Below are 26,832 nucleotides of genomic sequence, written 5' to 3'. Positions count from 1 at the left end.
TGTGACAGGGGCTGACTTGCTGGATGGCCGATGGGCGGGCGGGCAAGGCCCGCCTATCGGCCGGTGCTGAACTCCACGCCGAACGCGGTGGTGACCGCGCCCAGGACGTCCGGTGCCAAGGGGCCCGGGCCGCAGGCCGCGCTGCCCAGACCGTGGTGCGCGTGGTCGAGGTGCAGATGGAGTCTGCCGTCGCGGACCAGGTCGTGCTGGTGGGCCGCGGCGGCCAGCGCTTCGGTGCTCCAGGGACGAACCGTCAGGTCGATGACCGGGTCGCCGGTGATGAGCAGGGTGCCAACCGGGGTCGTGATCCCGGCGCGGCGGACTTGGTGGCGGTTGCCGTTCTCCTGCGGGCGGATCTGGGGAACCTGCATCGCGGAGACGGTCGACCGGTGGCGGCCGACGCGAGCCGCGGCGCGGGAGTCGCGGTAGGCCTCACCGGGCCCGGGACCGAACCACTCGACTTCGGCGTCGGTGCCGGGCAGCGACATCGCGACGCCCAGTCGGGGCAGCGGCACCGACCATGGGCCGTCGGGGGTGACGACGGTTTCCAGCCGGAGCCGGGCCTGGCCCGCATGCGGTGTCTCGCAGGCCGTCCAGCGGTATACCACGCCGAGCCCGCAGGAGGACCCGGCGGCGGCCAGCCGGGCGGTGACCGTGAGGCCGGACGCGTCGGGTTCGACACCCAGGACGTCGTGGCGCATCCGGTGCAGTCCGGCGGCGAACCAAGCGTCGGTCTGCGGCTCACCGAAGGCGCTGAGCAGGTCGTTGTCGATCGGGGCCCGCCAGACGTCCAGTCGCGGACCGTCGAGCTCCAGGTCGCCGAGCCGTGTCAGCACCCCGCTGCGGGCGTCGAACCGCGCGGGACCCAGTGCGATGTACCCGTCGTGGGCGATCGCCGGCGCCGGTGTGAAGGGCACCGGCGAGGCGGCCGGAGCCACGACCAGCCCCTGGGACCAGGCGATCTCGTGGCCGGCCCCGGCCCAGGTCTCGTCGGCGGCGAGCACCGCGGTCACGGTCAGCCACACCTCGTGGCCGGAGTCGTTCTTGCGGGCCGCGTCGAGCGCGGCGGTGACGTCGGCGGGCCATGCGATCGTCGTCGTCGTACCTGGAGCGGCCGCGGGCACGGTCAGGTCGCCGGAGCCCACCGGCTCGCCGCCGTCCTCGACGGACCACCGGAAGTCCAGGTAGCCGCTGTCGCGGACGTGGTGCAGGTTGTGCACGTCGATCTGCCGGGTCGCCGGGTCGACGCGGATCCGGACCGGTTCGATGACCTTCTTGTACTCGACCAGGCCCGGCGACGGCGTGCGGTCGGGGAAGAGCAGCCCGTCGGCGACGAAATTGCCGTCGTGGACCTCCTCGCCGAAGTCACCGCCGTAGGCGTAGAACGAGTGGGGATCCTCCTGCCCGGTGAGCCGGGCGATCCCGTGGTCGATCCACTCCCAGATGAACCCGCCGGCCAGGCGCGGATGTGCCTCGATGACCTGCTGGTACTCGGAGAGCCCGCCCGGGCCGGTGCCCATGGCGTGTCCGTACTCGCACAGCACGGCCGGCAGGGTGCGGCGGTGCGCGTCGTCGGCCGGATCAGCCGTCGGTGCCTCCTGGCCGCGTCCCACGGCGGCCAGTTCGTCCACGCCGATGTACATGCGGGAGTACAGGTCGACGTACGCACAGCTCGCGAAGTCGCCTTCGTAGTGGATCGGGCGGCTGTCGTCGCGCTGCCGGATCCACTCGGCCGAGGCGGCCAGGTTGGCCCCGGTGCCGGACTCGTTCCCCAGCGACCAGACGATGACCGAGGGGTGGTTCTTGTCGCGTTCCACCAGCCGCTCGGCCCGGTCCAGGTAGGCCTCGCGCCACGCGGGGTCGTCGCTGGGGTTGCGCCGCCAGCCGCCGGGTTCGAAGCCGTGCGTCTCGAGGTCGCCCTCGCAGAACACCCACAGGCCGTGCTCGTCGCACAGGTCCAGGAAACGGTGGTCGGGCGGGTAGTGGCTGGTGCGCACCGCGTTGATGTTGTGCTGCTTCATGAGCAGCACGTCGGTCAGCATGGTGTCCTCGGTCAGGGTCCGCCCCGTCAGCGGATGCCATTCGTGGCGGTTGACGCCCCGCAGGGAGATCGGCCTGCCGTTCGCGGTCAGGACACCGTCCACGACGGCAACGGTGCGGAAGCCGATGCGCAGCGGTATCCGCTCCCCGGCTTCGGAGACCAGTTCCCCCGTGTACAGGCGCGGCTCCTCGTCCGACCACGGCTCGATGCCGTCGATCACGTGCGGGCCGGCCGGATCGGCGCCGGATATGCCGAGCTCGGGCACCGAAAGGGACACCCGGGTAGGGGCGGTGACGTCGACGGCCAGGGTGCCCTGCCCCGTGGTGTGGTCGTAGGCGGCGTGGACGAAGAAGTCCTCGACACCGCGGGCGGCCACGGACACCGACCGGAAGATCCCGGACAGCCACCACATGTCCTGGTCTTCCAGGTAACTGCCGGACGACCACTGGTGCACGCGGACCGCGAGTACGTTCCGGCCGGGCCGCAGAGCGGTGGAGACGTCGAACTCGGTGGTCAGCCGGCTGCCCTTGCCGTCGCCGAGCCGGATCCCGTTGAGCCACACCGCGAACGCGGAGTCGACGCCCTCGAACCGGAGCACCGCGGCCGATGCCGGGAACCCGTCCGGAACGTCGAACTCGCGGCGGTACTCGCCGGTCGGGTTCTGCCGGGGCACCCGCGGCGGGTCGACCGGGAAGGGGTACAGGATGTTGGTGTAGGCCGGGGCACCGTAGCGCGGCTCGCCGGGCAGGCCGGTCATCTGCCAGCAGGACGGCACGGCGAGCAGGTCCCAGGCGCTGTCGTCGAAGTCCGGCGCGGCGAGATCCCCGGTGAGGTCGTCCAGCCCTGACGCCAGTCGGAATCTCCAGTCGCCGTCGAGCGCGATCGCGGGCAGGTCGGTGGCGAACGCGGCGCGCGGCCGCAGACGTCCGGTGCCCGGCGACCGGTCTTCGACGTAGGCGTGGGGGTCGAGGTCTTTCATCAGTGGAGGTGCTTTCTGTCGGGACTGGTAGCGGTGACCGGGAGCCGGCCGGGCAGGACCGTGCCCTCGCTCATAGGGGGGCAACGCGCAGGTCGAGCGGAGCCAGGTGCTATCCGGTCGCGCGGGGCGCGGCGCTGCTGTCCCGGACGGTAAGGGTCGGGCGCAGCAGCGTGAGTACGTTGGTCGGCGGCCGACCGGAGTCGACGGCGCGCAGCAGCAGCTCGACGGCCTGCTGGGCCATCTCCCGCTTCGGAAAGGTGACCGTGGTCAGCGCCGGCTGGATCTGTCCGACCTGAGAGATGTCGTCGAAGCCGATGATGCTGACGTCACTGGGGACCCGCCGCCCGGACCGGACGACCGCCTCGATGGCACCGACGGCCAGGACGTCGTGGGTGGCGAAGATCGCCGTCAGTTCCCGGTCCGCCTCCAGCGCCGCACAGCCCGCGGCGAACCCGCCGGCGGCGTCGTCCCTGGTGCAGGCGAACACCTGGCGGTCGTCGATGGCCAGCCCGTCGTCGGCGAACGCCCGGCGCAATCCGCGCACGCGCGGCGAGTGCGCGGGAAGATCGGCGATCACCGCGACGTTCCGGTGGCCGAGATCCCTCAGGTAGCGCCCGGCCAGGAACCCGGCGTGCTCGTAGTCGATGGACACCACCGGCAGCGCGGTGGGCATGTCTCCCTCCCAGGCGCACAGCGCGACCGGGAAGGCGGCCTCGACGAGCATCGGCAGCTGCTGTTCGACGCCGTTGTCCCCGGCGACCAGCAGTGCGTCCACCGAGCGCGCGGCGAGGTTCTCCAGATGGGCCCGGGTGTAGTCGGGGTCGTCGCGGGTCGTGGCCAGCAGCAGGTTGTACCCATGGCCGACCAGCACGTTCTCGACTTCCTCGACCACTTCCGAATAGAAGGGGTTGGCCACCCGCGGCACGAACAGCCCCACGGTCGACGTGCTGCCGGTTCTCAGCGAGCGCGCCACCAGGTTCGGCTTGTAGCCGAGTTCCTCTATCGCCGTGTTCACCTTCGCCAGGGTCTCCGGCCGCACCTTCTTGCCGGACACCACGTTGGAGACGGTTTGCTTGGCGACTCCCGCCCGAGCGGCCACCTCCGCCATCGTCACCACGAGCCGCACCCCCAGAACATGTATCGATCCACGAAAGTGGCGACAGCGTAGGTCGACTGTCGCAACAGAGCAAGACTTAGTCGGATTGTCGTGATCCAGCGGTTACGTACACGCCGCGAGAAGGGGCCACGTCACACCCGGTTCACCAACGGAAAGGCGACGGAACCGTTGACGGCTCCAGAAATGCGACATTAACATCCCGGCCACACCGGTCACATGGATCGGTCAACGAGATGAACCGTTGCGGCTCACCGCGCGGAACCACCCCCCACGCCACTCGGCGCCATCGCCCTCGAGGCGCCGTAGTGGTCCTCTCGGTCGCGACAGCGCCGACGGCCGCACCCGGCCGCGGCGTCGCGCATGCTCCGCGCCGTCTCCGGCTGGCGGGGAGCGCCTGAACAGACCTGCGAAGGTCTCGTCCTGAGGAGAGACAGGCATGATCCGACCGGCCGGCGACGGCGCCGACCCGAACCCCGCCACAGCCCGACGCAGATCGCGCGTGAAACGCGTCATCGCGGCCGCCGCGAGTGCCACCATCGCGGCGGCTAGCCTCATGCTCACCGGCGCCGCCCCCGCACAGGCCGCCACCACCGTCCACACGTACGCACCGACGGGAGTGGGAGGCGGTACGACGACGTCCCCGGACCAGGCGTCCACCAAGTACCAGGTGCAAGTCGCCGGCACGCCCGTCCAGGCTGTGCGGTACACCGCGAACCGCAACAACTTCGACGTCGCGCGCTTCGCGTCGGACTCCCGGACACCGACGATCACGGTCACGCTGCCCAGCACCACGATCGACACGGTGAACGTCTACCCGGCGCGCTACTACCCGCCCGGCAGCGTCTCGGTGAGCGCGGACAAGCACACCCTGACGTTCCAGATGTCAGCCGAAGCCGGGTTGAACCAGGCGATCGTGATGGTCAACGGCGACTCGACCAGCGTGACGGGACAGCCCTACCTGGCGGTCATCAACGACCGTCTGGAAGACCCGGCGCGGCGTCCGAACACCACGAGCGCACCGGACGGTTCCGGCGTCAACCTGCAGACCGGTGTCCTCAACTTCCAGGAGTTCGCCGCGAAGTACCTCGCGGCCCACCCGAACAGCACGGCTCAGAAGGCTCCCGCCGCGACGACGAGCTCCATGGCCGGCAAGACCGTCAACGGCACCGCCATCCCCGCCGGTCAGAAGACCGCGGCCGGGAACCTGGTGAGCGCGAGCACCGTCAACGTGCGGTACCCGAACGTGCGAACGATGACCGCCAACGACGTCACGTACGCCCTGAAGGCCGCCATCGACACCATCAAGGCCAACCCCACGGCGCTCAACACGCTCTACTTCCCGAACGGTACGTACATATCGTCCGGTCTCCTGGTCAACGGTGTGGACGGCAGCAAGCTCAAGGGCGGCAAGCTGAAGATCTACACCGACGAAGGTGCCCTGGTGAAGAACCGCATCCAGGGGTACATGGAGGCGTTCGAGCCGGCGGTCGCAATCGTCAACTCGAACAACGTCGAGATCGACGGCCGCGGCATGTTCGACGGCAACGGCGTGGCGAACTACAACGCCCGCAGCGTCGGTGACTCGCACGACGCCTACCGCAGCCAGCACCAGGGCGGCGTCATGGTCATGCACTCGTCGGACATCACGTTCAACGACACCTACCTGCGCGACTCGAAGCAGTGGAACTACGAGACCCACACCGCCAAGAGGGTGACGTTCAACAACATCAAGGGCCTCACCCCGTACCCCCAGCCGTGGATCGACGGGATCGACTTCGCGAGCGGCCAGGACATCACCGCCAACGGCGTCTTCACCCTCGGCAACGACGACGCGTTCGCCTCCGGCCACTACAACCCCAGCGACGGATTCGCCCCGATGGCCAGCGGCGTGTGGGGCAACTTCCAGCTCGGCACCTCCACCCCCGACATCCAGGGCTATGCCAACGCGGTGGGCGCCCACGACGCCGTCGCCGACGAACTCGGGTTCGACAGCTACCACTGGGACAACGCGGAATCGAAGAACATCTCGGTCAGCAACACGCTGAGCTGGTCCTCCGGCGCCGGTAACTCGATCCGCATCGGATGGAGTTCGTGGGGATACAAGCTCAACAACTACACGTTCGACAACTTCAACTCCATCTCGCAGGGTGCCGGCGGCATCTTCACTCAGAACAGCCCCAAGCCGTACCCGCGTATCTCGAGCATCGTGATCAAGAACAGCTCGTTCGACACCTCCCGGTACGGGTCGGGACCGATCAGGCTCAACGGCGGCAACGGGTCCACCCAGACCATCACCGCCGAGGATCAGGAGACCTACGGGTTCGCCCCCAACCCTGACGGGTCGGGCACCACGTACACGTACACCAAGACCCCGATCAGCACCTTCAAGCTCGACAACGTGTGGTTCACGGAGCAGAAGACGAACAGCAGCCCCTTGAACGGCGCCACGAACGTGACGCTGAACAACCTCCGCGTCGGCGGCCAGCTCGTCAAGTACTCCAGCCAGTTCCCGCTGGCGCCGAGCGGGATCGGCACGCTGACCAGCACCTACACGGACGCGAACGGCCAGACCCAGAACGTCAAGGCCGGCGCCCTCGCCGACGGCGACACCTGGGTGGGTGCGTGGTGGGGCGACCAGACCAAGAACTCCTCCTCGGACCTGACCCTCATCACCCGCAACACCGGGGTCGGCCTGATGGGCGAGCAGTACACCACAGGATCCGGAGACGGAAAGCTCTCCTACATCCGGTTCCCCCTCAACGGCCTCACCAAGGCACCGACCCAGGCGACACTCCATCTCACCTACGTCGGCCACCGCTATTCGTCGGTACCGTCGACTGACACCGACCAACTCCTCGTGCAACCCGTCAGCGACACCACCTGCACCGGTGGCGGCACGTCCTGCCCGGTTAACACCATGACCTGGCAGAACCGGCCGAGCTTCACCGCGACGAACTCCTCTGTCGCGAAGTCGGCCACCTTCACCCTCGGTTCGACCATCGTCGCGGAGGGCGGCGGCACCCATCAGGGCAACGCCATCGACGGCCGCGACATCACCGTCGACATCACCTCCTTCGTCCAGAACGCCTACGCGGCCAAGCAGCCCACCCTGCTGCTCGCCGTCGGCAACGCGGGAGGCACCAACCACGAGCTGCGCTTCGTCAGCTCCGAAGGCGCCACCGGCTCCGGGAAACTCACCAACGCGAACGCCGACATGGCGCCCGCGCTGACCGTGACCCCGTAGACGCTCGAGGCCGGTCCGTCCCCATGGGACGGGCCGGCCTCAGTGGGCGTTTGATCTAGGCAGCTTGCCGCTTATGCCCTAGTCGCGGGCCGGGAGGCGGCGGTGCATGAGCCGGCCGAGGGTGCCATGCCGGCCGGTGGCGGCCGAGGACACGAGCGGGCCTGGTATCGGGGCATCAACTGGTCGCGGTGGACGGCACCACCTTCGACGTGCCGGACACCAAGGCCAATGCCCCTTCTTCGGCCGCCCGGGAATCAGCAGCGGACGGGCGAAGAGTCCCGCGCGATCACGACCACCTCGTCGCGATCGGTCCAGCACCGTCGCTCGTTCTTGTCCGGGTTGATGCGCACTCCATGGTCGGGAACAGCTGTGGCCCGGTCGTGGCGGCGGTAGCCGATGGCACACTCGCCCCGCTGCTGCGCCGCTGCGACGACAGTGGCGAAGGACGCCTCACAGCCGGGCAGGACGTACGACGACGCCGGTCGCAGGTGGACCTGACTGCCGGTGGGGGAGAACAACTCCTCGAACACGGCCGCCAGGTGCCGGTTCTGGGAGATCTGCGCCATTAACAGGCCAATGAGTTTCCCACTGATGATCACGTCGGCTCCGGGGCTGACGGGCGCGAGCGTCCGGTTGCGGTCGTCGGTCATCTCGGTGACCACCGGCAGCTCCCGTCCGGTCTCCTGTTCCAGTAGTTGCAGAACGAGGAGCGTGACGAGGGTCCGGTTGTCGGCCTCTTCGGGCTGCTGTCCCGCAACGGGGTCCGGGCCGAGCACGACGACGCTGTCGTACGAGTCGATCTCCAGGCACCGAAGTGTCTCGGGCCGGGTGACGTCTCCAGGCCGGAACGTGACGGTCAGCCGGGGTGCGACGTCTGTAGCGGCCTGCCGTACCTGCTCGGCCGTCACCTCCGCCCGGTCCGCCACCACGACGATGACCGAGCCGTGCCCGGCGTTCCGGCCCAACTGGTCGACAATGAGCGAGGCCCGCCGGTTCCAGCCGAGAATCAGGATCCGTTCGGGCCGGATGCCCGCCGGCTGCCAGGGCGTCATCACCGATGCGTCGACCAGCCCGGAGCAGTCGCTGAGCCGTGCGGTGTCGTCGTCCCGCGTGATGACGATCAGCCGGTCTCCAGGGCCGATCAGGGTCTGTGGCGGCGGGTTGAGCAAGGGCCTGCCGTCGCGCAGCAGGCCGACCACGCTGGAGGTGGCGTAGGCCAGCACCGTGTCGCCGAAGGAGCGGCCGGTCAGGGCCGGGTCGAGGGTGAGGTAGAACTCGTCTCCGGCGAAGTCCAGGAGGTCTCGGTACACCAGGGAGAGTCCGGGACGGAGGGCGGACTGGACGATCAGCCGGGCGGTGATCGCGTCGCTCTCCAGGACGATGCCGCGCGTTCCCGCGGCGAGGGTGGCCGCCAGCCCGTACCGGTCGTCTCTGATGGCGGCGACGACGGGCGGGCCTTCCCCCTCGCCGAGTGCGGACCGCAGCGCCAGCAGCGTCTTGACCACTTCCGGGTCCCCCGACGGATCGTCGTGGGGCAGCACCAGCACAGCGCTGGCCGCGCCGGGGTTGGTCAGGGCGAGCAGGGCGGGGTCGGTGGGGGGACCGCTACGGCAGATCAGCCGGGTGCGGCCGGTGGTCCCCACCTTGCTCCTGAGGGCCTCCTCCATGGTGGTCTTGTTCCGGTCAGCCAGCACGGCCACCGCGCCGTACCGGTGGTTGGCGTTGGCGGCCACCAGTTCGCTCACCACCGTGAACACCTGCTCGGACCAGCCCAGCACCACCGAGTGCCCCTGCTCGACGACGGTGGAGCGGCCCCGCCGCAGTGCGGTGAGCCGTTCAGTGAGTCCGGTGGTGATCAGACCGACGAGAGTGGAGACGTATACCAGGGCGACCAGGGCGAGCAGTACCGACAACAGCACGCGCAGGAGCGGGCCTGTCGCCCCGCCGAGCCGCAGTGTCTCACCGGTGAGACGCCAGATCTCTGCCAACCGCTCCGAGCGGGACGCGGGCACACGTGGGTCCGTCCACACCAGCACGGCGCTCGCCGGGAGGACGACCATGAGGCAGCCGAAGGCCAGCCAGCCGACGAGCGCGGAGGTACCGCGGGCCAAGGTGGTGTCGAACCAGTACCGTGCCCTGCCCGTGAGTTCGGCCTTTCGTCCCATGCCTGCCCCCTGTTCCGCCGGGTTCCGGCAGCGGCAGCCACGCCGCTCCGGTTTGCCCCGCTGCTCCCCCACCGACCGGTCACGGCCACACGGAAGTGTGCCGACGAGGCGGCCGTGACGCGCCGATCACCGGCGGTTTTTCATCCCTTCGGGAACGTTGCAGAGAGCGCCGGTCCGTGGACGTCGGAACAGGGCGTCAGCGCTATGACTTGGCATCCCCCGTTCGGGGCGATGTCCCGGCGCAGGTGGGCGAGTCGGGTCCGCCGACCGATACAAGTGGGTCATGACTGAAGATCACGGAGCCGTCGTGGCAGGTCCAGGCCTGTCCAGGCGCAGCTTCACGACGGCAGCCGGGACGGCTGCGGCGGCCACGGCCCTGGCCGGTGGCGGGCCTGCCGCGGCGATGCCCGTACAGGCCGTCCCTGCCGCACCGTCGCCCACCCGGGGCGCGGAGTTCGACAGGTGCCTGGCTGTGGCCCGGGCCCTGCTGGTCGTGGACGACCACGACCGCCCCTTGGTTCCACGCTACGAGCGGGTACTCAAGGACGGGCTGCCCCCTCAGCGAACGGCCACACCCAAGAAGGTCCTCGTCGTCGGGGCCGGCCCGGCCGGTCTGGTGACGGCGTTACTGCTGAAGCGGGCCGGCCACCACGTGACCGTTCTCGAGGCGAACGGCAACCGGGCGGGCGGACGCATCAAGACGTTCCGTCGCGGCGGCCACGAACGGGCGGCTCAGCCCTTCGCCGACCCCCGCCAGTACGCCGAGGCGGGCGCAATGCGCCTGCCCTCCAGTCACCCGCTGGTGATGGGTCTGATCGACCAACTGGACCTGAAGAAGCGGCGTTTCCACTATGTTGACGTCGACGGTGACGGTCGGCCCGCCAACCGCACCTGGATCTACGTCAACGGCATCCGGATGCGGCGTGCGGACTACGCCCGCGCGCCCCGCCGCATCAACCGGTCGTTCGGTGTGCCGCGCGCCCGCTGGGACACCCCCGCCGGAACCATCCTTCGGTCGGTGCTGGATCCGGTGCGCGACGAGTTCAGCACCGTGGACGCCGATGGCAAGCGGGTCGACAAGCCGCTGCCGGAACGGGTGCGGGGCTGGGCCAGGGTCATCCAGCGATTCGGCGACTGGTCGATGTTCCGCTTCCTGACCGAGCACGCCGGGCTGGACGAGCGCACGGTCGACCTGATCGGCACCCTGGAGAACCTCACGTCCCGCCTGCCCCTGTCGTTCATCCACAGCTTCATCGGCTCCTCGCTCATCAGCCCCGACACCGCCTTCTGGGAGCTGGAGGGCGGCACGGCGGTGCTGCCGGACGCGCTGCTTGCGCAGGTACGCGACACGGTCCGGTTCGACCGCCGGGTCACCCGCGTCGAGTACTACGATCCTGACCGTCCTTCCTCCGACACTCCACACGTCGGCCGCAAGGGCCCTCAGGTGTGGGTGGACACGGTCTCCGAGGGGCGCGACGGCCCAGTGCTGCGCCAGCAGTTCACCGCGGACGCGGCCGTGGTCACGGTGCCCTTCTCCGGTCTACGGCACGTACAGATCAGCCCCCTGATGTCGTACCGCAAGCGCCGGGCTGTCGCGGAACTGCACTATGACAGCGCCACGAAGGTGCTCCTGGAGTTCAGCCGCCGTTGGTGGGAGTTCACGGAGGCCGACTGGAAACGCGAGCTGGGCCGGATCGACCCGAAGCTGTACGACGCCTACCGCACCGGCCGCACACCAGCCGACGGCAGCCTGCTCGGCGCCCATCCCTCCGTGCCGGACGGCCACATCACTGCGGGCCAACGCACCCACTACGCCGCCAACCGTGCCGCCTCCCGCGACCAGCCCCAGGCCGCACACGTCGTGGGCGGCGGCTCGGTGTCGGACAGCGCCAACCGGTTCATGTACCACCCCTCCCACCCGGTGCCCGGCAGCTCCGGCGGAGTGGTGCTGGCCTCCTACAGCTGGGCGGACGACGCACTCCGCTGGGACTCCCTGGACGACGAGACCCGCTATCCGCTCGCCCTGTGCGGACTGCAACAGGTCTACGGACAGCGCGTAGAGGTCTTCTACACCGGCGCCGGGCGCACCCAGAGTTGGCTGCGCGACCCCTACGCCTACGGAGAGGCGTCCGTACTGCTGCCCGGCCAGCACACCGAGTTGGTGCCCTCCATCCCCGTGCCCGAGGGCCCGATGCACTTCGCGGGCGACCACACCTCCCTGAAGCCGGCCTGGATCGAGGGCGCCCTGGAGTCGGCGGTCCGCGCCGCACTGGAGGTCCACACCTCGTGAGCTGATCGACGGCCCGCCCAAGGGCTCGCGGAGAAGCGATCTGTGTTCCCGCGCCCGGGTTCGTTCACGCGGTGGCGGGAACCTTGCCGCGACTCATGATCAGTCAGCCCGCTGTCCTTCGACCTGGGCGGCGGGCGTTCAGCTGGACACCGGGCGACACGGATCGTCGGGTTCGGTTGAGCTTCCTCAGTTAGAGCCGCAGCGTTGACCCGTCGGCCGCGCTCTTGTCGTCGCCGGTCCAGTGGTCGGCTTCACCAACGTCATGCCGGGCGAGGCCGCGTCAGTCCAGCACGATCACGACCACCTCGTCGCGATCGGTCCAGGGGTAGCCGACGGTACATTCGCCCCGTTGCTGCGCCGCCGCGACGACCGTGGCGAAGGACGCCTCGCAGCCGGACAGGACGTATGACGCCGGCGACATTCGCCCCGTTGCTGCGCCGCCGCGACGACCGTGGCGAAGGACGCCTCGCAGCCGGACAGGACGTATGACGCCGGCCGCAGTGGACCTCACCTCCGGTGCGTCCAGTTTTCTGACCGGCCCAGGCCTCGCCTTCCCGCGACGAGGCCTGGGCCGGCCGGGAGAACCGGGCCGCGTCGCAGAGGGCGTCTGCCGGCGCGTCTCCTGTCCTCCCGGTCGCGGCTTACGCCGTGGGGGCTCGCTCAGGCGGGCTTGAGCTGCCATTGCTGGCAGTTGTTGTTCTGCCACGCCCACTGTCGTACGTCGGCTCCATCGGCGGTGGAGCAGTCGGCGACATGGGCGACCTTGCTGGTGGCCTGATTGGCGATCCGTACGTAGCCACCGCTCGTGGCGAGGAACCGGAACCGCTGGCAGGTGTTGTTCAGCCAGGACCACTGGCGCAGGTCCGCGCCGTCGGCCGAGGAGCAGTTCTCCGTGTCCAGCACCTTGCCACTGGCGACGTTGACCAGGCGGTGGGTGTCATCGCCCAGGTCCTCGAGGCGCCAGCGCTGGTTGTTGCCGCCGCCGCACGTCCACTGGCGTACATTGGCCCCGTCGGCGCTCGAACTCCCCTCCACATCCAGGCACTTGCCGCTGCCGCGGTTGACGACCGTGTACGTCGTCGAGGCGGACGACGGCTCTCCCGAGGGCCCGGCGAGCGAGGCGCCGAGCCGCACCGGCGTACCGAGGTTCGGCGTACCGTCCGAGTTCCAGGTGAACTTCTGCGCCCGCGCGGTCCGGCCGTTGTCGCAGCCGTCGCTCGTGCTGTCGTTGGCGTGATAGACGATCCAGTTCTCGGTGCCGTCGGGCGAGGTGAAGAAGCCGTGGTGCCCCGGCCCGTAGACCCCGTTCGCGTCGTCGCGCTGGAAGACCGGCGTGGACTTCTTCGTCCAGGAGGAGGCGGCCAGGGGGTTGGAGCCGGTCAGCTCCAGCTGGCCGAGCTTGTAGTCGGGCGTCCAGCAGCCGCTCGCCGAGTAGACGAGGAAGGTACGACCGCCCCGCTGGAGTATCTCCGGGCCCTCGTTGACCGTGCCGCCCGAGCGCTCCCAGGCGTGTGTGGGCGTGGAGATCGTCGAGAAGGAGCCGCTGACCGTGTACGGGTTGGACATCCGCGCGGCCACGAGATTCTGCGTGCCGCCGTTCGTGCTGCCGAACAGGTACAGGCTTCCGTTGATGGTCGCCACGCTCGGGTCGAGCATCCACGCGCTGTTGAGCTGGTTCTTGTAGGTGTACGGGCCCATCGGGTCCGAGCCGGCGCTCTCCAGGACGTGGGAGCGCTGAGTGGGGTTGTAGTCGGAGACGTTCTGGCCCGCGACGTAGTACAGGTACCAGCGGCCGTTCAGGAAGTGCAGTTCCGGTGCCCAGATGTTGCAGCAGCGCGAGGCCGCGTCACCCGTCCACACCTGGACGCTCGGCGCTGTCGAGAGACCGGCGAGTGTCGACGACTTGCGGATGGTGATGGCGTCGGTCCAACTCGTCGTCACCAGGTAGTAGTTGCCGTTGTGGTAGGAGATCCAGGGGTCGGCACCCTTCTGGGCCTTGACCGGGTTGGCGAAGGAGGCAGCGCTCGCCGAGGGCTGGCCCAAGGACAGCGCGAGCAGGAGGGCCGCCAGCAGGGTCAGTAGGCGACGGGCCATCCGCTGCCCCAGTTCAGAGAGTTGATGCCGAGCTTCGGAGTGCCGTTGGCCTGGCCGTCGTAGTAGTGGTAGACGATCAGATCGCCGTCCCCGTCTTTCATGATCGACTGCCCGCCGGGGCCGATGTACCGGCCGTGCGATTCCAGCACGGGCGTACCGCCGTTGTTCAGCATGGCGACGCCGTTCTTGTCGCGGTACGGGCCGGTGATGCTGGTGGCCCGGCCGACCTTGACCTTGTACGTGGAGTTGACGCCGGCGCAGCAGGTGTCGTACGAGGCGAACAGGTAGTAGTAGCCGTTGCGTTTCACGATGTACGGGGCCTCGACGGCCCCGGTGTTGGTGGGGCCGGAGGCGAGCGAGTAGCGGGTCGTGTTGGACGAGAGCTGCTTCCCGGTCGCCGGGTTGATCTGGATCATCTTGATCCCGGTCCAAAAACTGCCGAAGGACAGCCACCACTTGCCGTCGTCGTCCACGAAGAGGTTCGGGTCGATGGCGTTGTAGTCGTTCGACGTACGCGACGTGTAGACGATGCCCTGGTCGGTCCAGCTGCCCGGCCGGCCGGTCGCCGACGTCGCCAGCCCGATGGCCGAGTTCTGCGAGCGGAAGGTCGAGACGGAGTAGTACATCAGGTACTTGCCGCCGTGGAACGAGATGTCGGGTGCCCAGGCCTCCGGCACTGAGGAGTAGGTGCGCCACCAGCTTGGCCTGCTGGAGAAGGCATCCGCGCCGCCGCTGAACGCGATGCGGTTGGTGGAGGTGCGGTTGCTGATGCCGCCGCCGGTGGCGTACAGGAGGTACTGACCCGACGACGTGCGGATCATCGTCGGATCGTGGACCATGATCGAGCCGGAGACGGTGCCAGGGTTCGGATACGCGGACGCCGGAGTCGGGACGAGTGCGAGCAGGATCGCCGCGGGGACGACGAGGGGAGCGGTTCTGCGGGTGGTTCTGCGAGCGCCTGTGCGGGAGGTGAGGCTCACGCGGATCCTCCTTGCGTGGGGGAGAGAGACGGCCCGTAGGACGTGTTCGGCGTGCTCTGAGCGCTGAGTGCGCTCGGCCTGCATGTTCGACAGGGTGAACATCGGTCACATCTTCGAACCGGAAGGTAGAATCGAACACCTTGCGCGTCAAGCGTTCGCGCAGCAACTCCCCTCCCACGGTCATCGAATCGCGACGGTCATCGAATCGCGTGCGACACTCACCCCGTCGCGCGGGTCACTCGACACCTCCTGGGCGAAGCCGCTCCACCCAGGCACCGACCTGCTCTCGCAGCCGGGCGGCGCAGCAGCCCCACGGCCCTCCGCCGCACAGGGAGGATGACACCTGCACCCCATGCACGACCTCGCCGTCCGGCCCGCACCCCCAGTGCCCCGGCAAGCCCGTTCAGGTCCCGGCCAGTCCCGCGAGACACGTCGTCCGCCTCGCTGCTCGACCGTGCGCCACGTGGACGCCTCCGGAGTTCCGATCACCGGGCACAGCACGCCCCAGTAGACCGCCCCTCACTGCCCTGCCAGCCCCGTATGCGCCACCCCCCGCACAATCTGCCGCTGGAACAGCGCGAAGACGATCAGGAGTGGCAGGCCGGCGATGACGACCGACGCCATCATCTGCTCGTAGCGGAGGCCGTAGGACGTCTGGACGTTGACCAGGCCCACAGGGAGCGTCATACCGCCCGGATCCGTGGTCACGAGGAACGGCCAGAGGAAGTTGTTCCAGGTCGAGATGAACGTGAAGATGCCGACCGCCGCCAGGACCGGACGGGACAGGGGCATCACGATCGTCCAGAAGACGCGCCAGCGGCCCGCGCCGTCGACGAAGGCCGCCTCCTCCAGTTCGCGGGGGACGCCGTCGAAAAACTTGACCAAAATGAACACCATGGCAGGGACGGCTACTTGGGGCAGGATCACACCCCAGTACGTGTCGACCAGCCCCAGTTGCACCATCTCCGCGAACAACGGGGCCATCAAGACCTGGGGCGGGACCATGATTCCCGCCAGGACGACGGCGTACAGCACCTTGCGGCCACGGAACGTCGTGCGCGAGAAGCCGTACGCCGCCATCGCGCACAGCAGAACCGTCAGGATCGTCGTCATCACCGATATGTACGCCGTGTTCAACATCCAACGTCCGATATCACCCGCGTCCCACACCTTCCGGTACGCGTCGAAGGTGAAGTGGGAGCCGAGCCAGCGCAGGGGCGTCCGTGTCGCCTCGCCTTCCGGTTTGAAGGACGTCGCCAGGGCCCACGCAAGGGGCAGGACCCACACCACCGTCAGAAGCAGGGCCGCGATCAGCATGACCCAGCGGCCCGGGGTCCACCGCACCTTGCGGCACTCGTCCGTTGACAGTGACGCGCTCATGCCGACTCCCCACTCCGCCGCGAGAACCGCAGCTGTACCAGCGACACGATCACGATCAGGGTGAAGAAGAGGTACGAGACCGCCGAGGCGTAGCCGATGCGGTAGCCGGTGAAGCCCGCCTGGTACACGTACTGGAGGATCGGGCGGGTCGAGTCGTCGGGGCCACCGCCGGTCATGATGTACACCTGGTCGAAGATCTTGAGGGAGGCCAGGATCTGGAGAACCAGGACGACTCCCGTGGTGCGCTTCAGCAGGGGGAGGGTCACATGCCGCAGCCGTCGCCACGCGTTCGCACCGTCCAACTCGGCGGCCTCATACAAGTGTTGAGGAATCGACTGCAACGCGGCCAGGTAGAGAAGGAAGTTGAAGCCGACCGTCCACCACACGGTGGCCGCCACGATCGACAGCATCGCGTACCGCTCGTCCGTCAGCCAGCCGATCCCCGGGCGCAGGCCGAACCCGGAGAGCAGCTGGTCCGCGAGGCCGAAGTCCGAGGGGAAGATCACCCAGAGGAAGAGCAGTCCGATCACGCCCGACGGCAGGAGGAAGGGCGCGAACCAGGAGAGCCGCCACAACCACTGGACGAACCGCAGGTGGTGCGAGAGCAGGGCAAGGACCAAGCCCGTCACCACCAAGGGGACCGTCGACAGGATCGTGAACCAGATCGTGTTCCACAGCGACGACCAGACGTTGGGGTCCTGGAACGCCTCCGTGTAGTTGTCGAAGCCGATGAACTCTCCCCCCTCGCCCGTGATGTTGTCGCTGCGCAGGCTCATCCCGATGCCGGATACCAGCGGCCAGAGCAGAAAGAGCGCATAGGTGAGGAAAAAAGGGGCAATGAACACCAGGCCGTGCTCGGTCCACTTACGGCGGACGGTGACAGGTCGCCCCGTCGACCGCTCCGCCGATCCCGGGACGACGGTCGCGGTCGTCGTGGTCACACGGCACCTCCTTCGCTGACAAGTGGCTCGCTGCCCAGCGCGCCGCCGACGCGACCACTACCGAGCGGATCGGGGGTGTCGAGCAGCTTGCGCAGCCGCTTTTTCGCCTCGCGCAGTGCGCCCGACGGCGTGCGCGATCCGGTGAGTACGCCCGAGAAGACCGCGCCCAGCTGGATCCACATCGGCGAGGCCGAGCCCGCGAACCAGGCTGGCTGGTCGAGGACCACGTCGTCGATGACGGACCGGTACGCGGACTGCGGCTCCAGCTCCAGATAGTCCGGTCGCGTCAGCGTCGGCAGATACGCGGGGACATGGCCGCCCTTGGCCCACTCCACGGAGTGCTTGAGCATCCAGGCGACGAAGGTGTGGGCCGCCTCGCTCGCCCCGCCCGAACGCCCTTCCTGGTGCGGGAGTACGAAGGTGTGGCAGTCGGCCTGGGCAGTGGGACGCCCGAACAGCGCGGGTACGCGGGTCATGGAGAACGGCAGCTCAGCGGCGGTGAAAGTCGACACCTCCCACTCGCCGTTGAGATGGAAGGCGGTCTTGCCGGCGTTGAACACCCCTATGGCGCCCGGGTAGTCGACACGGCGCACCATCAACCCCTCCGCCGTGAGCCGGGCCATGAACTCGAGAATCTCCAGGGCCTTGCCGTCGTCGAGCGTGAGGCGTCTGCCGTCCGCGGACAGGACCGTGCCACCCAGTTGCGAGTAGAAGGTGGCGAACAGCCGCCAGGGCATGACGCAGTCCGGTCCGGTCGTCTCGGCGCTCAGCCCGGGCGCGCCCGTGGCCCTCTTCGCGGCGCGCAGGGCGTCCATGAACTCCCGCGCGCTGCGAATGGGTTGGAGCTGACCGCCGTGGCCGAGCAGCCCGGCCTTCTCACAGACGTCGGTGTTGTAGTAGAGCACCATGGGGTGGGTGTCGAGCGGGATCGCGTACTGCTGCCCGCCGACCGTGCCGCGCGTGAAGATGTCCTCGGGGAACTGGTCGGGGCCCACGCCCAGTGCACGCAGCAGATCCAGGTCGAAGGGGTCGAGGAGTCGCCCGGGCCCGAACCCCGCGAGCCGCGCCAGGTGGAGCACCGCGACCTCGGGCGCCCGCCCGCCGGCCCCCGCCATGCTCAGTTTCGTGTAGTACGGGGTACCCCACTGAAGCTGGGTCGCCTCCAGGTCGATCGCCGGATGCTCCTTGGCGAACGCGTCGACCAACGCGGTCATATTGGCGCCGTCACCCCCACCGAAGAGGTGCCAGTAACGCAACCGGGTCTTCCCCTCGGCCCCGAAGGAGGGTGCGGCACAGCCTGCCGCACCCAGCGCCAGCCCTCCGGTGCCGACGAGTAACTTCCTTCTGCTCCAGCGTGGTTCATCGCTCATGGCCCACCCCTCGATCGTCCGGAATGCCGAACGATGCTCGCGAATTCGGACGGACGGTAGATTCCGAAGCGCTGCCGAGTCAACGGTTCACGCAGGCATCCACACAGCGGGCCGGTGGCGTCCGTCCGCCCGAGTGGCCGAAACTCGCAGCATCCCAGAACTGGTGGACGCCGCCACCGGCCGACCAGTGGCGGTCGCCCCTCGCGGGCCGAAGATGCCAGTGACCTGGAGGCCATGTATGAGAATCCGGGTGAGATGGAGTGGCGGGCGGGTCCTGCGGTAGCCCAGCGTTCATGACCCCGTGGTGCACAGAGTGACCGGGCGCACCGCGGACGTCCAGGGCGGGGGAGCTCACGTCTCCACGGTGCTCCCCCGCGCCTATGAGGAGACTTCCTCTCGGAGTCCGGCGTGGGTCCCGCCCAGCCGTGCGTGCCGCTGGTGATCACCTTCAGGACCGAGATCCGGACCACATGCGGGGCAGCGGCCCGCCGCCCCGTCGCAACGTCCGCGATCGAAATTGTTCGACGATGCGCAAGACCCAAGCGGACCTGACGGTTGGGATTGTCCCTGTTCGTGTCCGCCAAACTCCGTTAAGACAACCGCCAAGGTACCCGAGCGCGGAATCTCCATGTGATGCGTCATCGGAATCCCGTCACATGAAGCAGGGAGCGGGAGAACCCGCAGGCCAGTTGGCTTTTCGCGGTCCTTCGGGCGGGTGTCAGGCCCTCAGAGCGTCAAAAGAGCGTAAACGGCCGAGGCGGGCCCGACCTCCCCCGACGGGATTCCCCGAGCTGGGTGACCGACGAGATCCAGCACTGACGGGTGGTCACCTACTACCGATCACGCCATCGGGGCCGCTCATGCCCCGCGTTCATTTCGCCGAACCCGATCGAGTCAGGCCCGCGTAGCGGTGTGCGAGTCCGCCGGGAAGCAGGTATTCGGCCAGTAGGTTGCCGGCGCGGTGGGACGGCAATCCCATGTCGTGCATGAGTTCGTCCGCGCAGTGGATGTCGTAGGGGCCGAAGTCGTAGCCGCCGGAGCCTGGCAGCACCTGTTCCTGCCAGGCCAGGCGAGCGTCGATGGCCTCCCGCATCTCCTGCTCGCTCGGGGCGGTGCGCAGCGACGCCTGGAAATGGCAGGTCAGCCAGTGCGCGGTGAGTTCCATGCCCATGATGTTGTTGAAGACCTGCCGGAAACCGACGAACCCGAGCCGGTCGGCGCTGGGTGGCACGATGCCTCGGTAGAGCCGCAGCCGCCCGGCGGAATCGTGCACTCGTACTCTCGGATCCAGGAAGGGGAAGACTTTGTGATGCCCCGTGGCGAACACGATGACGTCCGCCGCCACTTCCTCGCCGGTCGCCAGTCGCAGCCCCTTGTCGGTGTACTCCTCGACCGCACTGATCCTGGGGGCGATCAGCCCGCGGCGGACGGCCCGCACGTAGCCGCGTGGCATCACTCCCGCGTGAGCCAGGTGGAAGGGGAGCGTGTGAGCGGGCCGCAGCTCCCTCGGTAGCCGGTACAGCCCGGTGGACAACAGCGTGTCGCGGGTGATGAGCCACCACAGGGCTCGCTTGACCCGCTCGTCGATGCGGTCGATCGGACGGATGCAGGCCGGATCGTGGTAACGGGGCAGGAGCGCCTCACCGAGCCGGGTGAACAGGATCCACTTGTAGCCGACCAGACCGAGCAGGAACCGCTCGGGGACCATCCAGTTCACCTTGCGCTGCACGAGGGTGGCCGAGGCCGCCTCGCGTGCGGCGCGGGTGACCAGGTCCAACGCGGACTTGCCGCCGCCCACGACGACCACGCGCCGGCCGGCGAACGTCCCCGCCCGCACCTCGTTGGAGTGCAGCACGGTCCCACGAAACAATTCACGCCCTGGCAGCTCGGGCAGCTGGGCATGATGATGAGCCCCGGTGGCGACAACGACGTAGTCGAATGTTTCGCGATGAACCTCCGCCGCCTTGTCCCCAGCGGGCCGAGAGTCGATCGACCAGCCGGAGGCGCCCACCCGCCCAGGGCCGTCCACCGGCCGGATGGAGATCACCTCGGTGCCGGGTCGAACGCGGTCCAGCACGCCGAAGGTCTCGGCGTAGTTCTCCAAGTAGCGTTGCGTGTCCGCCGCGCTGGCGAAGTGCAAGCGGTTGGGCAGGTCCGCGAACTCGAAGATGCGGAGCGCGGACTGGTTGGCCAGCCCGTCGTAGCAGCCTCCCGATGACCAAATTCCACCGACCTGCTGGTACTTGTCGAAGACCGTGACGTCGAAGCCGTTCTCCAGCAGTATCTTGGCGGTGACGATTCCCCCGGGGCCGGCCCCGACAACACACGCTCTCATCAACTGCCACTCCCCTTGGGCGATCGACGCAGCCAGCTCGCTCATCATCCCGGTTGCGGGCCCCCTGTGCCCAGCGCATGGCCAGGTCGACAACGACTCCTTCACTCGGGTCTCACGGTGCCGCGCCGGCTTCTGCACGGCGGGACCGGAGTCGAAGATCCTCCGATCCAGAGCCGCACGACCTACCGGAAAAACCGATTGCCCACCGCTCAACGGCTTCGTGATGCTCCCTGGCTTCATTCCTCCGGACGAGGTCAACTTCACCCGTGCCCTGAAGGGCCGGGCCTGGAGGTAGTGCCCAACTGGCCGCCGGGTTGGCTCCTCCGTCCAGACATCCGGCTATGGGGTGGCAGGGGCGCGTGACTCACGCCCCGCATTCCACGCGTTCTCGCCGCGGTGGGCGATCGTGCAGGAAGCATTCCGGTCGGCGTGGGCGTCCCCGCACCCCCGGCAGACACAGCACGCCTGACCGACCCGGTTCGCCTTTTCGTTCACTTTCGCCCTTGCGGCGCTCGGCAAGGAGCTTGCGGCCCTGCTCGGAGCCGGCGAACCGAACCCCGCGAATGCGCCCGGACATGGTCCAGATGCTCACCGTCTACTCATCGACCTGCCAGGACAGGCAGCGATCGTCATACGGCTGCGCGGCATCGGGGCGGAAAACCGATCGGCTTGGACTCGGCCTTGCGGCGGCGCTTGCTGCCGGGCTTGCCGAGATTCCCGCTGCGGATGTTCGCCTTGAGCTTGCGCTGGCCGAGCACAGGCCTGGGCCCTCTCCCGTCGAAGGCCCACCTCCAGGAAGTCCGTCACGGCGCCCATCGCGTCGACCAAGAACCCTTCACCGCGTACCAGGACGGAATCTCGCCGAACCCGCGGGGATGGTCCGCGTCCTGGCCGGGCGTGGCAGCCCTCGGGCATGCCACCGTCCGCTGTAGAGAATGGGCATGATTCTCAAGCATCCGTCCGACCGCGGAGGCTCGCGGAGCAAGCCGTTTGAGAGGCTGGCCGAGAATGCCTCACGGTTCACCAGTTCAGCAACGTTCTTCGAAATCTGCCTGATCCTGGTCGCCGTGGCTGTCACGCTGCACGTGATCGGCCTGCCGATCACCTGGCTCCTTTTCGTGGGCGAGACAATGTCGGCGGTGACCCTGCTCCTGGTGGCGCTGCTGAAGAACTCCGAACTGCGGGCCGAACGCGCCGTCCAGCGCAAGTTGGACGCCATCGCAGCAGCCCTGCTGGAAGGGCAGGAGGGCGGCGGCCCTGGAGAAGCACACCAGAAACTACGGTCCACCCTCGGCAAGGAAGCAAACTCCTGATGCGCCCGGCTGTCGCACGCTTGCCCCGCCTCATGACCTGTCCGGGCCGAGTGATGCCGTGCAAGGGCACCGGGATGGGTCCGGTCGTCGTTGTCCCGGACCGAGGCAACTCATCCGCTGCCCGCTCCGGCGACATCAGCGGGCGGCTGGAGGAACCGCAGCTCACGCTCGGCGAGGGGCTGTGAGTGGACACCTTCATCCGCAGGGGCGTGAGGCTGACGGCCGGCGAGGCGGCAGGGTCAGGCGATTCCGGTGCCGCGCAGCAGCAGCAATGCCACGTCCACCACCACCACGGCGACCGCTGCGGCGAACGCCGCCCGCTCCCGGCGGCGTCCCAGCACCGTCCCAGCCATCGCGACCGGGACGGCCACCGCCAGCGCCGCCACTCCCCACCTGCCGGGTGGTCCGGCGGGCCCCAGCACCAGAACCGCGGACGCGGCCACCAGCGGCACCGGCAGGAGCAGCCGGGTGCCGTCCGGGCCCAGCCGGTGCGGCCATCCCCGTACGCCCGTCGTCAGATCTCCGCGGATGTCCGGCAGTACGTCTCCCAGATGGGCGCCGACGCCCAGTAGGGCCCCGGCGGTTACCGCCCACCAGGCCGGCCACGGCTGCCCCGGCAGCCCCAGTGCCACGAACGCCGGGAGCGCGGCGAAGCCCACCGCGTACGGTGCCCAGGACCATGCGGTCGCCTTGAGCCGCAGGTCGTAGGCCCACGCCGCCGCGACTCCGGTCAGGTGAACGGCGCCCGCCCACAGTCCACAGGCGAGCGAGAGCGGCACGCACAGCGCCAGCGCGGCATACGCGGCCACCCAGACCTCCGTCACACCGACCGCCCCGTCGGCGACCGGTTTGCCCCGGCGGCCGGCCGCAATGTCCCGGCGCGCGTCGAACGCGTCGTTGCACCAGCCGACTGACAACTGACCGGCCAGAACGGCGGTTCCGGTCAGAACAGAACGCGCGGCGCTCTGGCCTGCAGTGACGGCGAGCGCTGTCATCAGGGCGGTGACCGCCACAACAGGCCCGGGGTGGCACGACCCGGCCAGGCCGCCCACCCGGCCGGCCCGACTCGCGGCCGGGCCGCCGACCATCGACTGTTCGGGAGTGCCCACCCGGTCGATCGTAGGCGGCCCCGGCCCACTCGGCTGGAGCACGCGCCCCGGGGAGGAACGGCCGGACGGGCGATTCATGGTGTCGAAGCCCCGGCTCGGGGAACACGTGGGAAGCGACTCACCCGAGTTGACAACCCGACGGGAACGATATGACGCGGATCGCCGCCGTTCACGGTGCCCTCGCGCCGCACCGTCGCGCCCAGTCCGAGATCACCGACATGGTGGCCCGCACCTGCCTGCCCGAGGGCGCCGACCGCCGGGTCCTGGACCGGCTGCACCGCAGCGCGAAGGTCCGCTCGCGGCACATGACGCTGCCGCTCGAACGGTACGGGGACCTGGACGGATTCGGCGCCGCCAACGACGTCTTCATCGCCTCGGCCACCGACCTGGGTGCCAAGGCCGTCCGAGAGGCACTGCACCTGGCCGGGCTGTCCGCAGCCGACGTGGACCTGTTGATCTTCACCTCCGTCACCGGCATCGCCACCCCCTCGATCGACGCACGGCTGGTCGGCCACCTCGGACTGCGGCCGGACGTCAAACGGCTGCCCCTGTTCGGCTTGGGCTGTGCCGGCGGCGCCGCCGGCCTGGCCCGTATGCACGACTACCTGCTGGGCCGGCCCGACCACGTCGCGGTGCTGCTGTCGGTCGAACTGTGCTCGCTCACCTTCCAGCGCGACGACGCCTCCATGGCCAACCTGGTCGCCACCGCACTGTTCGGCGACGGTGCCGCCGCGGTCGTCGCCTGCGGCGCGGACCGTCAGGAGGAGACATCCGGCCCAACGATCGTGGACACCCGCAGCCATCTGTATCCGGACACCGGGCGGGTCATGGGCTGGGACATCAAGGACTCCGGCTTCCAGGTCGTCCTCGACCCGCAGGTCCCCGATGTGGTGCGCCGCTACCTCGCCGATGACGTCGGGGGGTTTCTCAGCGACCACGGGATCAAGCCGAAGGACGTGACCGCCTGGGTCTGCCACCCGGGTGGCCCCAAGGTCCTGGAGACCGTCACCGAGGCCCTCGACCTGCCGGAGGAGGCGCTCGATGTGACCTGGCGTCACCTGGCCGACGTGGGCAACCTGTCCTCGTCGTCGGTGCTCCACGTACTGCGCGACACCCTGGCCGAACGCCGCCCGCCGCCGGGCACGCCGGGTGTGCTGCTGGCGATGGGGCCCGGCTTCGCCTGCGAACTCGTCCTGTTGCGCTGGTAGTTCGGACCGCTGAAGGACACGAAGGACACGAAGGACACATGATCTGGTACGGACTGTTGGTGGCCGCCGTCGCCGGCGAGCGCGTCGCCGAACTCGTCGTCGCCCGCCGCAACGAGCGGTGGGGTACCGCCCGCGGCGCGAGGGTGACCGGGCAGGGCCACTACCCGGCGATGGTCGCCCTCCACACAGGCCTGCTGATCGCCTGCCCGGCCGAGGCGTGGCTGGCCGACCGGCCCTTCGTACCCGCCCTGGCCTGGCCGATGCTGGCCGTGCTGGCGGGCGCCCAGGCACTGCGGTGGTGGTGCATCAACACCCTGGGGCCCCGGTGGAACACCCAGGTGATCGTCGTACCCGGCATGCCGCTGGTGACGAGCGGCCCCTACCGGTGGCGGTGGCTGCGGCATCCGAACTACGTGGCCGTCGTCGCCGAGGGCGTGGCCCTGCCGCTCGTCCACACTGCCTGGGCCACCGCGGCCGTGTTCACCGTACTCAACGCCGTCCTGCTCACTGTGCGCATCCGCTGCGAGAACCGGGCGCTGACCGCCGCGACCACGCCGATCACACCGGCTCCGGTGTGATCGACGTACTGGTGGCCGGCGGTGGGCCGGCCGGTCTGGCCACTGCCATACACGCCGCGCTCGCCGGCCTGGAGGCCGTCGTCGTCGAACCCCGGACCGGGCCCGTGGACAAGGCCTGCGGCGAAGGAGTCATGCCTGGCGGTGTCGCCGCGCTGCGGGCACTGGGCGTCGAGGTCGGTGGCCGCGAACTGCGCGGCATCCGCTACGTGGACGGCACCGTCCGCGCCGAAGCGTCTTTCCGCGACCGCAGCGGGCTGGGGATCCGCCGTACGACACTGCACTCCGCCTTGCGCGAGCGCGCTCTCGGCCTCGGCGTGCGCTTGCTGCCGGGCAAGGTCGGCGAGGTGCGCCAGAGCGTGGACACGGTCACCGCCGCCGGGATCACGGCCCGTTGGCTGATCGCCGCCGACGGCCTGCACTCCCCGGTGCGCCGCGGCCTGGGGCTGGAACTGCCGGGCCGCCCCCACGGCCGCTACGGACTGCGCCGGCACTACCGCGTCGAACCGTGGACGGACTTCGTGGAGGTCCACTGGTCCCGGCACGGCGAGGCCTATGTGACACCGGTCGGTGACGACCTGGTGGGCGTCGCGGTCCTCAGCCGCAGGCGTCGCGGGTACGACGAGCACCTGGCCGCCTTCCCGGCGCTCACCGCGTCGCTGCGCGGCCCGGCCGCGACGGAGGTACGCGGCGCCGGACCACTGCGGCAGCGGGTGCGGCGCAGAACCGCCGGCCGTGTCCTGCTCGTCGGCGACGCCGCAGGCTACGTGGACGCCCTCACGGGCGAGGGCATCGCCCTCGCGCTGGCGACGGCCGGGGCAGCCGTCCGCTGCCTGGCCGCCGGGCGACCGGAGGAGTACGAGCGCGCCTGGGCCCGGCTGACCCGACGCCACCGTCTGCTGACCGGAGCCCTGCTGACCGCGAGCCGCCGTCCTGGCACCGCCCGCCTCATCGTCCCCGCAGCGTCCCGCATGCCTCCGGTGTTCTCAGCCGCGGTCCACGCACTGCAGTAGTGGTCCGGCCTTTCCCCCTGCCGAAAGCTAACGAACCCAACCGTGCGCGCTCTCCGCACCGAGGGAGATGGGTCCCGCAACAGAGCCATTCGGTGCGGCCGGACTTTGCCCGTACCGTCCCATCAGGGCACCTAACCGAGAAAGTGCGAGACGCTTTCGAAGCCGTACATCAAGCTCGGCAGCCTTGCGGTGGAGGCTCGCGGAGGACTCCTTGGGCTTCTCGCCCCTCCGTTCCTTCTCGGAGGCCACCGCAGCATCGAGGAGCAGCCGCTCGCTCTCCGAGGTCAGGCGCTTGGTCACCAGTTCCCGGGTCTTGACCAACTCCGCCAGGCGACGGGGCTGAACTTCCGCCAGGTACGCGGGAAGCTGGTTGGCGGTGATCCAGCTGGTCGCCTTGGCCTCGGCGTCCGCGAGCCAGGAAAGACCGCACGTGATGTCGACCGCCGCGCCGTTGAGCGCAACACGGGACGGGCGGCATCGTGATCACGATGCCGCCCGTCCGGTCGGAGCAGCAGCAGCACTTTCATCGGTGCTCCCGCGGCCCCGGCGGTGTTGCTGAAACTCACGACATTCCAGACGCCGACCCCGTTATGTTTTTTGCGGTCCTGCAAGAGGGCCGCTGGCCTCCGGGCCCGGCATGACTTTTGCCCCCTGTCGAACGCATGACCTGGGGGGTGG

17 protein-coding genes and 1 pseudogene are annotated in these 26,832 nt (G+C 69.2%); 6 read left to right on the top strand and 12 right to left on the bottom strand.

Translation table 11 applies throughout. The annotated features are described in order from the left end of the window. Positions 1-53: 53 nt before the first annotated feature. Together ACFY9I_RS19720 and ACFY9I_RS19715 are read right to left on the bottom strand one after the other, a co-directional pair. A complete protein-coding gene (locus tag ACFY9I_RS19720; RefSeq protein WP_391003252.1) occupies positions 54-3,020 on the bottom strand; it encodes a glycoside hydrolase family 2 TIM barrel-domain containing protein in 2,967 nt (988 codons plus the stop codon). 109 nt (positions 3,021-3,129) lie between these two features. Continuing rightward, positions 3,130-4,128: a substrate-binding domain-containing protein gene (locus tag ACFY9I_RS19715; protein ID WP_391003687.1), complete on the bottom strand. Its 999-nt coding sequence runs from the start codon at positions 4,126-4,128 to the stop codon at positions 3,130-3,132. Between the two features lie 445 nt (positions 4,129-4,573). Here ACFY9I_RS19715 and ACFY9I_RS19710 point away from each other — a divergent pair, with 445 nt between their 5' ends. Then, positions 4,574-7,381, top strand: a complete 2,808-nt coding sequence (locus ACFY9I_RS19710; protein ID WP_391003250.1) for a DNRLRE domain-containing protein — start codon at positions 4,574-4,576, stop codon at positions 7,379-7,381. Between the two features lie 254 nt (positions 7,382-7,635). Here ACFY9I_RS19710 and ACFY9I_RS19705 read toward each other — a convergent pair whose 3' ends face one another. Beyond that, positions 7,636-9,546, bottom strand: a complete 1,911-nt coding sequence (locus ACFY9I_RS19705; protein WP_391003248.1) for an NAD-binding protein — start codon at positions 9,544-9,546, stop codon at positions 7,636-7,638. A gap of 283 nt (positions 9,547-9,829) precedes the next feature. Between ACFY9I_RS19705 and ACFY9I_RS19700 the strand changes: the two genes are divergently transcribed. Next, entirely contained in the window at positions 9,830-11,836 is a 2,007-nt protein-coding gene (locus tag ACFY9I_RS19700; RefSeq protein ID WP_391003246.1) for an FAD-dependent oxidoreductase, read from the top strand. A 280-nt stretch (positions 11,837-12,116) separates the two neighbouring features. Here ACFY9I_RS19700 and ACFY9I_RS19695 read toward each other — a convergent pair whose 3' ends face one another. From ACFY9I_RS19695 to ACFY9I_RS19660, 8 genes and pseudogenes are all read right to left on the bottom strand, one after another. Continuing rightward, entirely contained in the window at positions 12,117-12,257 is a 141-nt protein-coding gene (locus tag ACFY9I_RS19695; RefSeq protein WP_391003244.1) for a hypothetical protein, read from the bottom strand. 239 nt (positions 12,258-12,496) lie between these two features. Further along, entirely contained in the window at positions 12,497-13,930 is a 1,434-nt protein-coding gene (locus ACFY9I_RS19690; RefSeq protein ID WP_391003242.1) for a family 43 glycosylhydrolase, read from the bottom strand. Next, positions 13,912-14,910, bottom strand: a complete 999-nt coding sequence (locus ACFY9I_RS19685) for a family 43 glycosylhydrolase (RefSeq protein ID WP_391003240.1) — start codon at positions 14,908-14,910, stop codon at positions 13,912-13,914. The genes ACFY9I_RS19690 and ACFY9I_RS19685 overlap by 19 nt, the downstream gene beginning before the upstream one ends. A gap of 519 nt (positions 14,911-15,429) precedes the next feature. Continuing rightward, positions 15,430-16,290: an ABC transporter permease subunit gene (locus ACFY9I_RS19680; RefSeq protein WP_391003238.1), complete on the bottom strand. Its 861-nt coding sequence runs from the start codon at positions 16,288-16,290 to the stop codon at positions 15,430-15,432. Then, positions 16,287-17,231, bottom strand: a complete 945-nt coding sequence (locus ACFY9I_RS19675; RefSeq protein WP_391003236.1) for an ABC transporter permease subunit — start codon at positions 17,229-17,231, stop codon at positions 16,287-16,289. The genes ACFY9I_RS19680 and ACFY9I_RS19675 overlap by 4 nt, the downstream gene beginning before the upstream one ends. Beyond that, the gene (locus tag ACFY9I_RS19670) at positions 17,228-18,601 is read right to left on the bottom strand and encodes an extracellular solute-binding protein (RefSeq protein ID WP_391003234.1); all 1,374 of its coding nucleotides are present in this window, start codon (positions 18,599-18,601) and stop codon (positions 17,228-17,230) included. Before ACFY9I_RS19670 ends, ACFY9I_RS19675 begins: the two co-directional genes overlap by 4 nt. Before the next feature lie 871 nt (positions 18,602-19,472). Then, entirely contained in the window at positions 19,473-20,936 is a 1,464-nt protein-coding gene (locus ACFY9I_RS19665) for an FAD-dependent oxidoreductase (RefSeq protein ID WP_391003232.1), read from the bottom strand. A gap of 490 nt (positions 20,937-21,426) precedes the next feature. Further along, a pseudogene (locus tag ACFY9I_RS19660) lies at positions 21,427-21,694 on the bottom strand (RNA-guided endonuclease TnpB family protein); the annotation flags it as partial. Positions 21,695-21,877: 183 nt separating this feature from the next. Here ACFY9I_RS19660 and ACFY9I_RS19655 point away from each other — a divergent pair. Then, the gene (locus tag ACFY9I_RS19655) at positions 21,878-22,249 is read left to right on the top strand and encodes a low affinity iron permease family protein (RefSeq protein WP_391003230.1); all 372 of its coding nucleotides are present in this window, start codon (positions 21,878-21,880) and stop codon (positions 22,247-22,249) included. A gap of 239 nt (positions 22,250-22,488) precedes the next feature. On the opposite strand, the gene ACFY9I_RS19650 is transcribed toward ACFY9I_RS19655, so the two are convergent. Beyond that, entirely contained in the window at positions 22,489-23,358 is an 870-nt protein-coding gene (locus ACFY9I_RS19650) for a UbiA family prenyltransferase (RefSeq protein ID WP_391003228.1), read from the bottom strand. A gap of 149 nt (positions 23,359-23,507) precedes the next feature. On the opposite strand from ACFY9I_RS19650, the gene ACFY9I_RS19645 reads away from it, so the two are divergent. Genes ACFY9I_RS19645 through ACFY9I_RS19635 form a run of 3 tightly spaced genes read left to right on the top strand, consistent with a single transcriptional unit; the run spans position 23,508 to position 26,154 of the window. Continuing rightward, on the top strand, positions 23,508-24,566 hold the full coding sequence (locus ACFY9I_RS19645; RefSeq protein WP_391003226.1) for a 3-oxoacyl-[acyl-carrier-protein] synthase III C-terminal domain-containing protein: 1,059 nt from the start codon (positions 23,508-23,510) through the stop codon (positions 24,564-24,566). Between the two features lie 38 nt (positions 24,567-24,604). Then, positions 24,605-25,144, top strand: a complete 540-nt coding sequence (locus ACFY9I_RS19640) for an isoprenylcysteine carboxylmethyltransferase family protein (protein ID WP_391003224.1) — start codon at positions 24,605-24,607, stop codon at positions 25,142-25,144. After that, on the top strand, positions 25,141-26,154 hold the full coding sequence (locus ACFY9I_RS19635) for an FAD-dependent monooxygenase (protein ID WP_391003222.1): 1,014 nt from the start codon (positions 25,141-25,143) through the stop codon (positions 26,152-26,154). Before ACFY9I_RS19640 ends, ACFY9I_RS19635 begins: the two co-directional genes overlap by 4 nt. Positions 26,155-26,832: the final 678 nt, after the last annotated feature.

This window comes from Streptomyces sp. NPDC012510, assembly GCF_042955065.1.
GTDB lineage: Bacteria > Actinomycetota > Actinomycetes > Streptomycetales > Streptomycetaceae > Streptomyces.
This window is presented reverse-complemented; position numbering and strand designations above follow the sequence as displayed.

What these genes read in the sequence shown, in the direction of transcription:
- ACFY9I_RS19720 (WP_391003252.1), bottom strand. Translation starts at nt 3,020, where the DNA reads ATGAAAGACCTCGACCCCCACGCCTACGTCGAAGACCGGTCGCCGGGC.
- ACFY9I_RS19715 (WP_391003687.1), bottom strand. Translation starts at nt 4,128, where the DNA reads ATGGCGGAGGTGGCCGCTCGGGCGGGAGTCGCCAAGCAAACCGTCTCC.
- ACFY9I_RS19710 (WP_391003250.1), top strand. Translation starts at nt 4,574, where the DNA reads ATGATCCGACCGGCCGGCGACGGCGCCGACCCGAACCCCGCCACAGCC.
- ACFY9I_RS19705 (WP_391003248.1), bottom strand. Translation starts at nt 9,546, where the DNA reads ATGGGACGAAAGGCCGAACTCACGGGCAGGGCACGGTACTGGTTCGAC.
- ACFY9I_RS19700 (WP_391003246.1), top strand. Translation starts at nt 9,830, where the DNA reads ATGACTGAAGATCACGGAGCCGTCGTGGCAGGTCCAGGCCTGTCCAGG.
- ACFY9I_RS19695 (WP_391003244.1), bottom strand. Translation starts at nt 12,257, where the DNA reads ATGTCGCCGGCGTCATACGTCCTGTCCGGCTGCGAGGCGTCCTTCGCC.
- ACFY9I_RS19690 (WP_391003242.1), bottom strand. Translation starts at nt 13,930, where the DNA reads ATGGCCCGTCGCCTACTGACCCTGCTGGCGGCCCTCCTGCTCGCGCTG.
- ACFY9I_RS19680 (WP_391003238.1), bottom strand. Translation starts at nt 16,290, where the DNA reads ATGAGCGCGTCACTGTCAACGGACGAGTGCCGCAAGGTGCGGTGGACC.
- ACFY9I_RS19670 (WP_391003234.1), bottom strand. Translation starts at nt 18,601, where the DNA reads ATGAGCGATGAACCACGCTGGAGCAGAAGGAAGTTACTCGTCGGCACC.
- ACFY9I_RS19665 (WP_391003232.1), bottom strand. Translation starts at nt 20,936, where the DNA reads ATGAGAGCGTGTGTTGTCGGGGCCGGCCCCGGGGGAATCGTCACCGCC.
- ACFY9I_RS19655 (WP_391003230.1), top strand. Translation starts at nt 21,878, where the DNA reads ATGATTCTCAAGCATCCGTCCGACCGCGGAGGCTCGCGGAGCAAGCCG.
- ACFY9I_RS19645 (WP_391003226.1), top strand. Translation starts at nt 23,508, where the DNA reads ATGACGCGGATCGCCGCCGTTCACGGTGCCCTCGCGCCGCACCGTCGC.
- ACFY9I_RS19640 (WP_391003224.1), top strand. Translation starts at nt 24,605, where the DNA reads ATGATCTGGTACGGACTGTTGGTGGCCGCCGTCGCCGGCGAGCGCGTC.